This is a genomic window from Hymenobacter wooponensis (assembly GCF_004745865.1).
GTDB lineage: Bacteria > Bacteroidota > Bacteroidia > Cytophagales > Hymenobacteraceae > Hymenobacter > Hymenobacter wooponensis.
In genome coordinates this window covers 62,946-74,521 of sequence record NZ_SRKZ01000005.1, presented here as the reverse complement: position 1 = coordinate 74,521, position 11,576 = coordinate 62,946, and the positions used below count along the sequence as shown (strand labels likewise).

Sequence of the window (11,576 nt, the reverse complement as noted above, 5' to 3'; positions counted from 1 at the left end):
CGCCCCCGCAGCTATCAGTAGCTGCGGGGGCGTTTTGCTAGTGGCCTAGCCAAGCTTGCGTCGCCGCTAGCATAAAGTAGCAAACAGACTTAGACGCGTATGTGCACGTCGCCGCCGATGGGGTGGCCTACGCAGGTAAGGGTTAAGCCTTGCGCTATGTCGCGCTCAGTGAGCACCTCATTATACGAAAGCCATACTTCCCCCGACACGCACCGGGCCACGCAATTGCCGCACACGCCCGCTTCGCAACTATAGGGCAAGACAAGACTATGCTGGCGAGCCGCCCGCAAAATGGTGTCGGGGTAAGAGACCGGGACGTGGTGCGTGTACCCGCCCACCTCTACCAGCACTGTGTGCGTGGCGGTGTCGGGTGGGAGGGCGGCGTGGGTAGGTGGGGGCAGCACAAAGTTTTCGCGCCGGATACGGTCGGTGGATAGGCCTACGGCGTGCAATCCGTAGTTGCACATCCGCATGTAATCGAGGGGGCCGCACACGTAGGCCAGCATGTGGGCTGGCGTGGTGGTAGCGTGCTGCCGCACTAGCGTCACCAGTAAGTCTTTATACAGCCGTGCCTGGGCCAGATTACGGTGGTTGCTGAATAGAAACTCAATGTGCAGCCGCTCAGGATAGCGCTCCATTAACTCCCGCAGTTCCCGCAGAAAAATGGCATCCTGGGGAGTGCGGTTGCTGTAGATCAGGAGGATGCTCACTGCGGGGCGGGTATGCAAAAACGACTTGAGCAGGGAGAAAATAGGCGTGATACCACTACCGGCGGCGAATAGCAGCAGCTGCTCGTAGGCCACCTCCAATGGCTGAGGCAGCGTAAACAACCCACCGGCGCCCAAGGTGAGGACCTCGTTGCCAACTGCTGCCTCATCAATTAGCCACCGCGAAAACAGTCCATTGTCTACTCGGCGCAGCGTAATGGCCAGGCCACGGTCAACCTCCGGTGCCGACGATAGGGAGTAAGACCGTCGCAGCTCCGGGTGGCGCGGGTGGAGCAGGGTAAGATATTGGCCAGCTCTATACGGGATAGGGTGGGGTGGCTCCAGCCAGAACGTTTTGGCCTGCGGGGCCTCTTCCACAATATGGGTGATGCGAAGCGGGATGGTCACAAAGGCTTGTTTTGGGTTATGCCGAGCACAGAAAGTGGCCTAGAAGACACGTAGCAGAGCGCCCCCTAGTTTTCTGGATACGGCCGAAGCTACAGGTTGTGTTCGTAGGCTACTACATCCCGCAGGTAGGCATATACCTCGGGGTTACTAAGTAGGGTGCCGTGGTGGAGCTTAGGGTACACCTGAGTGCTGATACGCAAGTCAGGTGGAGCGGCTGGGTCGCGGAAGATGCGGCCGTGGGCACTGCCGGCCCCCACTAGCCCGTCGCCGAAATAGTCATGCAGCATGGAGGTAGCCGACTTCAGCAGGGAGCCCACCAAAATGTGGTAGTGCACCCCCGGCAACGGCGGCACCACGGTACGCGGCGGAAACAGGTCGTCGGCGTGCGGGTTCTGCCAGTCCTGCTCTACCAGCCGGGCGTGGCGCAGGTCCTTGATGCCATTGCTGCGCTTGTCAATGAGCCCACTCACAAAGCGCGTAGGCCACAGGTTGATTTTGCGCAGAATCAGGGAAGTGAAAAAACTGTTCTGCTCCAGAAACGACCCGTCGTTGGGCACGCCCAGCAGCACCACGTCGCGAAGGTGGCCTAGCCAGCTGGCAGGTGCGGTGGGGCCGGTAGAAGACGAATCTGCGGCAGTTGCTGCGGGTGCTCTGCGGGCGTCCTGATCGGCGTAATACCCAGCACTGCGGATAACGAGCCCACCCATGCTGTGGCCTACCAGCACCAGTTCACCCACGGCCGCCGGAAAGATCTGCACCAACTCCGTGAGCAACTGATGGAGCAGCTGGCCATTTTCCGAAATGTGCAGCCCCGAGTTGTACCGCACATAGAGGCAGCATACCCCTAGCTCCTGTTGCAGGGTTGGCCCGTAGCGTAGGCCAGTAGGGGAGCCCGTTTGCCAAATAATTTCATCACCCATGAGGCCATGCAGAAACACCACTGTTTTCTGAGGCTGGCCCGTTGGGCCCGGCGTGAGGCGTAAGTCGGCCACTGGTACATCGGCCTCGTGGCGGCGGAAGCTCATGGTGATGGCCCTGTGATCTTGGCGCGCGGCTAGTTGATCACCGAAGGCTCCGTTGAGCACGGGCAACGTGAAATGGACGTTTTCTTGCCCGGCCCGATACAGAAACTCGGCCCCTACCAGCGGCGCGCGCGCCACGCGCCCGGCCGCGGCTGCCACCCGGCGCCAGCGGCTGCCGCCCGCAGCAGTTGAAGAATCAGTAGGATCTGGCGTTTCTGACACGGATAAAAGATTGGATGGAACGGGCAAGGAGGTATACTTCTGCTTGAAACGATACAGCTCGGCAAATTCAGCCTGAGGTTGAAGCAGCGAAAAGTATAACGTATTGTAAACAGGTTACCTGTAAAAAAGTCCGGCCGCTACTAGTGCAGCGGCCGGACTTGGCTACGGAAACAATGTTAATGTCAACTACTCAACAACCAGCTTACGCACCACGGGTCCATCAGGCGTTTGCAATCGAAGCGTGTATAGCCCCGGACGTTGCCCGCGTAAATCTACCAACCGGCCGTGCGAATGGGCTGGAGAAACAGCGGTTTGGCGCAATACCTCACGCCCGGTAATATCAGACACAACAAACGGTGCCGTTGCAATGGCCGCATTGCCCAAGGACGCCAGTGAAAACTCTCCGCCTTTGCTGGGGTTTGGGTAAATCTGCAAGACCGCTTCGCTAGCAGGGTTGCGCGAAGCCGTTACAGTACCCGTAAGCGTTATATCATCCACTGATAAAGTGGTGCCAGCCGTAATTTTTTCTGCCGTGCCCGAGGTGAAGTATAGCTCTAACGTATCTGGTGCAATTGATTCTTCATACGTTATAGGGAAATCATAGAGTTGGTAAGTGGGAGTCGGGGTCAGCAAGTACCCATTAAAGGCTACATCCTTAACGTCACTGCCCTGAGTTTTGGAGAGAACAATGAATACGGCTGCCGAATCAGTTAGAGCATTCGCGCCAGTAAGCTTATACCAAAACTGCATCCGTGATGGGCGGCTAGTATAGGGAATCCCTCCTCCAAAATAGTTATTGGTGTTGGGGTTTATGCGGGATCCAAGTATCATTCTGCCAGGCAATAATCCTTCGCCGACAGGGGTAGATTTAGCAACCGTCTGGAGTTGGGCCGCAAAGCTCCCGCCATGCACAGAGGTAGATTTAGTGACTGTGCCGGAAGGAATTAAGAAAGATGCCAGCTGCGCCAATGGTGTGAACGGAATAATGTCGTCAATTGTGAGCCACCCCTGAGGAGCTTCGCCAGAAGTGCGGGTCACCCACGTTTCCATGGCACCATTTGTCACAGTTGGGGCTGTTTGCGCAAGCGCCGTAGCGGAATAGAGCAGGCCTACCAAGGCGGCTGTTACAACACGTAAGATTGATTTCATAGGAAGAAGGGCTGGAAAATAGAAGGCACAATGGTCTTTTATACGGGCGATATAACTAAATGTCAGCGCCTTGTGAGAAATATATTAAATAGACAATAAAACACGTAGGAAGCTGCACCAGGTAAAGGTGCAATAGCACTGCCTATCTCAGAAAACAGGTGCTACTTACTCTCCTTGCCGCCGGGGCCAGAACCAGCCGAGCACCATGCCCGTCAGGAGGCCGCCTATGTGGGCTGCGTTGTCGGTGGTATGAGCCTCTAGGCCACCCGCTAGGCTGCTGGCCATCAGGTAGAATACAAAGAGAAGAGCAGTGCGCCGGGCAGCCCGGTCGAAAGAGGTAGGGTGCCCGGCTAATGTGGCCAGCAGCAGTCCGTAAAGCCCAAAAACAGCCCCGGAAGCACCTACCGACAGCACTCCTTGGGTGTGCCACCACAGGCTAAGCAAGCTACCGCCTACCCCGCTCAGCAGATACACCAGCAGCAAGCGGGTACGTCCCGTTTGACCTTCCGCCATCAGCCCCAGAAACACCAACGACGACATATTCATGAGCAGATGCGCCGGGCCGCCATGCAGGAAGCAACTGGTCAGTAGGCGCCAGGGCTGGCCATGCAGGGTAAGGGGCGTGAAGTTGGCACCCCAGCGTACTAAGTCGGCGGAGGTGGGCGCAAGAGCGTTTTGCCCAACGATGGCTAGCAGCGCATAAGTCAGCAGGTTCAGCCACAGCAGCACGGGCGTAACGAAATAGCCAGGACGGGGCCAGAAGATTCCGCGGCCGACCTGGCGCAGGAAAGCCCAGCCAGTGGGCTCTGGCGAAGCAACGGGGTGGGGGCGGGGAGGTGGGCCATGGGGTAACTCCTCCGGAATCAGGCCCCGGCGCTGCAACTCCTGCACGGCGGCCTGCACTACTGCCGGGGGGTAGCGTTGCCCATGCTGCGCCAGGTAGAGCAGCTCAGCATCGGTTTTTTGCGCAAAGAAGCTGGTGGGGTCAGGGGCTGACATAAGCGAATGGCCCTGGGTAGCACGCCAAACACGCTTGGTGTACTACCCGGGGCCTGCAGAGGCGCCATAAACCCTGCCAGGGGCTTAGCACCTGACAGTATTGCAGAAGATGTAGCCTAGAGCTCGGTGATATTCCCCTGAATGGGAGCCCGCTCCGATGCTTTGCCACGCAGCTCGTTGCTGATGTCTCGTGCTTCAAAGTCGGCCCGGTTCATGTCGCGGTCCATCATGGGGTTGCCGCTCCCGTAGCGCGATTTGAAGTTCAGCAGCGAGTTGCGCCGCAAAACTAGGGCCTGCTGCATCAGGGTCAGGCGCTCTTCCATAACAGGGTGCAGATGCTGGTTGTAGGCCTTCGCTTTCATAAACCAGCTAATGCGCTCCAGCGTGAGGTCTACCTGGCTGGGAAACGTGCCGGCGGCAGAATCGCCCTTAGCAATTTGCGTGAGGTAAGCCGACTGGTTTTCGGCTAGGAAGTAGCGGCGGGCCATGCGCAAGTAGCGGCCGGTAGCGGTGGTATCGGCGCGGTCGGTGGCGGGCAGCTGCTGCCGCACCTCTTGCACCTGGGCCTTGGTTTTGGCTTCAAAGTCGGGGAGGCGCTGAGTTTTTACGGCCTCCAGCACTAAGGGCGCCGTAGCGGCTGGCTTCGCACTGACTGCATTCTGCTTGGGACGCAAGATCAACCAGCCCGCAAAGCCAAGCAGCACCAGCCCGAAGGCCAGCGGCAGCCAGCGCCGCCAGGCAGCTGGGGCCTCTTCCTCATAGTCGTAGGCCAGTGGTGCCGGAGATGAGGGGGCTGGTGAAGTGGGTAACGAGATACCCCGCCGGCGCAGCTCTTGCGTGGCCGCCATAATAAGGGCAGAATGATAGAACTCGGAGTGCTCTACCAAGTAGCGCAGCTCGTCATCGGTTTTTTGCAGGAAGGTATCGTTGCTGGAAACAGACATACTGACGTAAAAAAATAAAAGTAAAGCACCCGGTAAGAGGCCTAGCACGCGCAGCAGGCCATAGTAGGCAAGGTAAGGTGTGGGCCGCGGCAAAAAAAGCGTGTAGCGCCCGTAGCCCAACCGCAGCCCGTGGCTGGCGTATAGCCTCAGAGCCGGGCACGGCCCGCTATTTCGATGTATCATCTCCACATAAGTCATTCGTATGAACACGCCCACCCCCAATTCTGCCGAGCAACCCAATAAGCCCAAAACCGAAAACCAGCCGGGTGAAACCCCGCAAACCCACCAGAGCGACCTTACCCAAGATGAGGGGGACGGCATCCGGGGCGGTTACGGCGACGCGGACCAGACCAACGGCCTGGAAGGCGGCGCTGACTCTGGCCCCGACGGTGGCCCCGCACATAATAGCTAACTACACGCTTCTGGCGATGATTCCGGCCGCCCAGGGAAAGCAGAGGTATCTTCTACGAGATGCTTCCGCTTTCCCTGGGCGACTGGAATCACAGTTTGGGCCATGCCACCGGTTGCTACGCGGCGGCGTGTAACTTGCCTAACATGGAGGCTTTCGTTCGATTTCTTTGCCGCCTCAGTTGGGTAAGTGGCCTAGGGCTGCTACCCACGCTGGCGCAGGCCCAACCCGGCAACCCTTTGCGGCGCCTGTTGCGGCAAGATGCGGTGCTGGCCTCAGTGCTGCGCGAGGCGAAAGCGCACCGGCTCCAGGTTCTCTACACGCAAATCAACCGCGACGCCCAGGGGCAGCCCCACTTCCGCACCTACCGGCTTCGGGTACGGCCCCGGGAATATTTCTACCCCGCCAGCTCTATTAAGCTACTCACGGCCATGCTGGCCCTGGAGAAGCTACGAGCCTTATCAGCTTCTATTCCGGAGCTTACGCCAGAGTCGGCGTGGCGCATTGACTCTGCCTTTGCCGGCCAAACGCGCGTACTGCGGGATACCAGCAGCGCCAGCGGCCGGGCCAGCTTGGCGCAATACCTGCGCAAGATGCTGCTGGTGAGTGATAACGATGCGTACAACCGGCTGTATGAGTTTGTGGGGCCCAAGGCGCTGAATGAGGGCTTGCGCCGGCACGGCTTGCACCACACCGTGCTGCGCCACCGCCTCTCCGTTGGCGACCAAGACCCCGGCGCCCGGCATACCAACCCCATCAGCATCTACACCGATACCACGTTGCAGCGCCCAGTATACGTGCAGCCAGCTGCCGTTTTTGAGGGGGAGTGGCCTAGGGTGCGGCAGCGGGGGCAGCACATTGGGAAAGCCTACTTCCAAGGAAACCAGCGCTTGGAGAAGCCACTTGATTTCTCCACCAAGAATACCACCTCCCTCCCCGACCTGCAGTGGATGCTTAGGGCCATTCTGTTTCCTGAGGCTATACCAGCCCCGCAACGGCTGGCGCTTGATTCAGCCGACAGCAGCTTTTTGCGCCGCTACCTGAGTCTGGTACCGCGGGCCAGCCACTATCCGCGGTACTCACCAACGGCTTACCCCGATAACTACGCCAAGTTTTTGCTGGCTGGGGGCGCGCCTGGCTCGCTGCCGGAGGGTGTACAAATTTTCAACAAGATCGGACAGGCCTACGGCTTCCTGATAGATAACGCCTACATTCGGAACCAAGAGCAGCACGTAGAGTTTCTGCTGAGTGCAGTAGTGTACGTAAATGCCGATGAGGTGCTTAATGACGACCAGTACGAGTACGACACGGTAGGTTTGCCGTTTCTGCGTCGTTTGGGGGAAGTGGTTTACGCGTATGAGCTCCGGCGAAGACCAAAGCAGCCGCGGTAGGCGAGGGGGTTAGGGCTACGGTAGTAAAACTGTATAGCTTCGGAAGCGTAACAGTACAGCTACCTGTGCAGAATATTAGTTGAGGTTACCTAGGTGTATGGCTGATTCGTCCAACGGGCTTTCCGTAATTACTTCCGTCGAAGAATACCAGCAATTGGTGGAAGCCAATGCCGGGCAGCGACTCGTGGAGTTGGTCGACATGATTCCCTCCATTGTGCTCGACATCCGCTACGCCACCCCCGATAACGTGCTGGGCGAGGCTGTGTACCCCGAGGCACGGGCCTTCCTGCGGGAGCCCGTGGCCGAGGCCCTGGCTCAGGTACAGGAAAGCCTGGAAGCGCGTGGCCTAGGCCTGTGCGTGTACGATGCCTACCGCCCCTACAGCGTGACGGTTCGCATGTACGAGCAGATTCAGGATGAGAGCTTTGCGGCGCCGCCCTGGCGGGGCTCCCGCCACAACCGGGGCTGCTCCGTGGATGTAGGCCTGGTGAGGTCAAGCAACGGCGAGCGGGTGCCGCTGCCCACCGACTTTGATGAGCTGACGCCCGCCGCCAGCTCCCGCTACGGCGACCTGCCGGCCCACGTAATGCTCAACCGCAGCATTCTGCTAGCCACCATGCATTACTACGGGTTCATCAACTACCCCGGTGAGTGGTGGCACTTCGACCACCAGCGCTGGCCGGAGTTTGAGCTACTGGATTTGCCGTTTGCCGCAGTAACAGCCGAATAGTGTGGTTTTTCTCAAGTTCAGGGCCTGCCCTCCGGTGAATCGCGTAATTTTGAGGCAATGTTTCGATTACTTGCCCCCGGCCGCTTCCCGTTTTTTGCCCTTCTGATCCTCACTTGGTTACTCCGTAGCCAGTTTGCCACCGCCGCCGATACGCCGCCCAAGCGGGAGCTACGAGGCGTCTGGATTGCCACCGTAGAGAATATTGACTGGCCTAGCAGCCGCAGTCTCACCCCCGATCAGCAACGCCGCGAGTACCGCCGCATTCTCGATGAGCATCAGCGCAGCGGCATCAATGCCGTATTTGTGCAGGTACGGCCCGCTTCCGATGCCTTCTATCAGAGCAGCCTAGAGCCCTGGAGCAAGTGGCTCACCGGCACCCAAGGCAAAGCCCCCACACCGCTCTACGATCCGCTTCCTTTTCTGATTGAGGAGGCGCACAACCGGGGCATGGAGTTTCACGCGTGGTTCAACCCGTACCGCGCCTCCATGGACTCCGTGACGCGACGCCTGGCCCCTAACCACCCGTTTCGCCAGCACCCCGAGTGGTTCCTGCGCTTTGGCGGCAAGCTGCTCTACAACCCCGGCCTGCCGGAGGTGCGCAACTACATCACGCAGGTAATCCTGGACGTAGTGAAGCGCTACGACATCGACGGCGTCCACTTCGACGACTACTTCTACCCATATCCAGAGGCCGGCCTCGTTATTCACGATGAGGCCGCGTATGCGCAGTACAACCCCCGGCAACTCGACTTGGCCGGGTGGCGGCGCGAAAATGTGAACGAGCTTATTCACACCCTGCACGATACCATTCAGAGCACCAAGCGCTGGGTAAAGTTCGGTATCTCGCCCTTCGGCGTGTGGCGCAACCAAACCACTGACCCCAACGGCTCGGCCACCAAGGCTTTCCAGGGGTACGATGGTCTCTACGCCGATGCGCTGGAGTGGCTGCGGCAGGGCTGGGTTGACTATGTGCTACCCCAGTTGTACTGGAGCAGCAACTTTAAGGTGGCGCAATACCCAGTGCTGGTGGAGTGGTGGGCCCGCAACAGCAACGGCCGCCACCTCTACATCGGGCATGGGGCCTACCGCATGCTCGAAAATACCCGCGCCGATACCACCTGGCGCAACCCCCGCGAGCTGCCCCGGCAGGTACGCCTCAACCGCACGTTCCCCACCGAAGTGGGCGGCAGCGTGTTCTTCAGCTCCAAGTCGTTGCTCTCCAACCCCCTGCACACCACCGACTCCCTGCGCCAGCACGAATTCCGCTACCCGGCGCTGGTGCCCGCTATGCCTTGGCTGGATGCCGTGCCCCCGCGCCCCGCGCAAAGCCTGACCCTCACGGCCTCAGCCGCCGCCAATACCCTTACCTGGCAGCCCAGCTCCGTAGCCTCCGACGGCGACCAGGCGGCCTACTACGTACTCTACCGCTTCGATAGCAACACCCAGCCTACCCCCGACGACCCGCGGAACATTCTGGCCGTGCTGCGCCCGCAAGCTGGCCGGGGCTTATTCTTCGCCGATACCACCGCCCGTCGTGGAGTGGCCTACGCCTACTACCTCACCGCCGTAGACCGCCTGCACAACGAAAGCTCACCGGTGCGCGTGCTGAGCACGGGCCGCCCCGCCGAAATTGTGGTGGCCCAGGCCCCTGCTCCAACGCCCGCACCACCGGCTTCGGCGCCTCAGCCTGCTGCCCCAGCTCCCACGGCACCGGCTAGACCAGCACCCGCGCCACGGCCCACAATAGGCAGCACGGCTCCTACCAAAGTCAAGACCAAGACAAAGACCAAGCGTAAACGCGGCGGCTTCTTCGACCGGTTGTTTGGAGGCCGCTAAACTCTTGCTCTCTTAATGAAAACTAAAACAGGTGGCCTAGCTAGGCCACCTGTTTTAGTAAATCCTCTGAAAACGCTAGCTGTATTTCCCCCTGGCGCTAACCTGTTTGGTAGTAATAGCCGAGTTTTTTGTATAAGATTTTACGGTTTTATCCTCCACAAAAGAAAAAATCAGTACTAGGTATTTATCACCTCCTGGGGTAGTGATCGTAGAAGTAAATGACCCTTGGCTAAGGGTTTGTACGGAGAGAAGAAGTCCAAAAAATGGCCTAAGCTCAACCATACGAAGGTGCCCATTAGCTCAAACGTGCTACCCTTCCGGGCTAACATACCGTTCAGTTCTTGCGTAACTCTAAGTGCTTGGAATTTAATTATTCCAATGTCTACGGTAATGTAAGAATTGAAAAATGTTTGACGATCAAGATACTATATATGGAGAAGAATATCTTTCTTTTATAAAAAAGAAGGGATTCCCCTGCGTGGCTGCCAAAACGGCCCTCACTTTCCAGCAAATCAAATATTTGGTGGTAGACCACCTAGCCTGCCCCAAAGACGATACAGCAATTCTGGAGTTCATCTACAATTTCGTGGATACCTACCGGGATTCTGACAAGTTGTACCACAGCGCAGCAGTCATTTTTAAAGGTCCTGTAGCACCAAATGAGGCGATGTTTGAGGAGCTGTTTTGGCAGCGCATGCAGTCCTTGGCCAACCTCGATGCGCAGCGCTACGGCTACGACCGGCGCGTGGTAGCCGACACCTCTTCACCGGACTTCAGCTTTAGCCTGAAAGAGGAAGCCTTTTTTGTAATTGGCCTGCACCCGGGCAGCTCTCGTCCGGCCCGGCAGTTTGCGTATCCTACCATGGTGTTTAACCCCCATGCCCAGTTTGAGCAAATCCGGAACAATGGCCGCTACAACAGTATCCGCGACACCATCCGGACGCGCGATGTGGCCTACTCGGGCTCCATCAACCCCATGCTGCAGGACTACGGCGACGCATCGGAGGCCTACCAATACAGCGGAAAAGCGTACGACGAAACCTGGAAATGCCCCTTCTCAAGCCAACATGGATCAATTAACCATCATTCCGCCGCGTAGCGGCACCGCTTTCATTCTGCGCAAAGGACAACAGCTTAAAGTAGTTGATGTGGAGGGCGAGCAAGTATCAGACTTCATTTGCTACAACCTCGATGACCGGGCCGAATACCTTTCCTCCGGGCGAACCATTGACTACGCCGAGACCATCTTCTTGACGAAAGGTCACCCATTCTACTCTAACCGCAGCAACATCATGTTTGAGCTGGTAGAGGATACCGTGGGTCGCCACGACTTTCTGCTGACGCCCTGCAGCGCCGATACTTTTCGCATCATCTACGGCCACACTCACCCACACCGTGGCTGCTTCGGTAACTTGTGCGAGGCTCTGAAAGAGTACGGCATCAGCCCCGACGCCATCCCAATCTGCTTCAACATCTTCATGCATGTAACTGTGAATGGCGAAACCGGTAGGGTGGATGTACTCCCGCCCAAAAGCAAAGCCGGCGACTACGTAATTCTGGAAGCCAAAACCGACCTGCTGATTGGTATGACGGCTTGCTCCGCCGAAATGTCGAATAACTACTCATTCAAGCCTATCGGCTATCAGATTTTGAACTAGCCCGTAGCTCTATCGCAGCGCTAGTTCTAGCACAAGCCTAGCATACTATTGCGCATAAAAAAGCTCCTCCCAGAAACCGGGAGGAGCTTTTCAATTTTATA

At 58.1% G+C, this 11,576-nt stretch carries 11 protein-coding genes; 6 read left to right on the top strand and 5 right to left on the bottom strand.

The genetic code is table 11. The features are described 5' to 3' along the window. Positions 1-89 precede the first annotated feature (89 nt). The 5 genes from EU557_RS17470 to EU557_RS17450 form a co-directional block, all read right to left on the bottom strand. Complete coding sequence (locus EU557_RS17470; protein WP_135531767.1) at positions 90-1,115, bottom strand: ferredoxin--NADP reductase; 1,026 nt, start codon at positions 1,113-1,115, stop codon at positions 90-92. Positions 1,116-1,204: 89 nt separating this feature from the next. Next, entirely contained in the window at positions 1,205-2,359 is a 1,155-nt protein-coding gene (locus EU557_RS17465; RefSeq protein WP_135531766.1) for a lipase family alpha/beta hydrolase, read from the bottom strand. Positions 2,360-2,545: 186 nt separating this feature from the next. Then, positions 2,546-3,508, bottom strand: a complete 963-nt coding sequence (locus tag EU557_RS17460; protein WP_135531765.1) for a T9SS type A sorting domain-containing protein — start codon at positions 3,506-3,508, stop codon at positions 2,546-2,548. Between the two features lie 165 nt (positions 3,509-3,673). Continuing rightward, positions 3,674-4,507, bottom strand: coding sequence for a rhomboid family intramembrane serine protease (locus EU557_RS17455; RefSeq protein WP_135531764.1), 834 nt, complete (start codon positions 4,505-4,507; stop codon positions 3,674-3,676). 116 nt (positions 4,508-4,623) lie between these two features. Beyond that, positions 4,624-5,451, bottom strand: coding sequence for a hypothetical protein (locus EU557_RS17450; RefSeq protein WP_135531763.1), 828 nt, complete (start codon positions 5,449-5,451; stop codon positions 4,624-4,626). A gap of 202 nt (positions 5,452-5,653) precedes the next feature. Between EU557_RS17450 and EU557_RS17445 the strand changes: the two genes are divergently transcribed. From EU557_RS17445 to EU557_RS17420, 6 genes are all read left to right on the top strand, one after another. Then, on the top strand, positions 5,654-5,863 hold the full coding sequence (locus EU557_RS17445) for a hypothetical protein (protein ID WP_135531762.1): 210 nt from the start codon (positions 5,654-5,656) through the stop codon (positions 5,861-5,863). A gap of 143 nt (positions 5,864-6,006) precedes the next feature. Next, positions 6,007-7,251, top strand: coding sequence for a serine hydrolase (locus EU557_RS17440; RefSeq protein ID WP_167855258.1), 1,245 nt, complete (start codon positions 6,007-6,009; stop codon positions 7,249-7,251). Between the two features lie 97 nt (positions 7,252-7,348). Continuing rightward, positions 7,349-7,981: a M15 family metallopeptidase gene (locus EU557_RS17435; RefSeq protein ID WP_135531760.1), complete on the top strand. Its 633-nt coding sequence runs from the start codon at positions 7,349-7,351 to the stop codon at positions 7,979-7,981. A 57-nt stretch (positions 7,982-8,038) separates the two neighbouring features. Further along, entirely contained in the window at positions 8,039-9,817 is a 1,779-nt protein-coding gene (locus EU557_RS17430; protein WP_135531759.1) for a glycoside hydrolase family 10-like protein, read from the top strand. 406 nt (positions 9,818-10,223) lie between these two features. Further along, entirely contained in the window at positions 10,224-10,916 is a 693-nt protein-coding gene (gene gntA / locus EU557_RS17425; protein ID WP_135531758.1) for a guanitoxin biosynthesis heme-dependent pre-guanitoxin N-hydroxylase GntA, read from the top strand. Further along, positions 10,885-11,475: a DUF1989 domain-containing protein gene (locus EU557_RS17420; RefSeq protein ID WP_135531757.1), complete on the top strand. Its 591-nt coding sequence runs from the start codon at positions 10,885-10,887 to the stop codon at positions 11,473-11,475. Before gntA ends, EU557_RS17420 begins: the two co-directional genes overlap by 32 nt. The last annotated feature ends 101 nt before the right edge of the window (positions 11,476-11,576 follow it).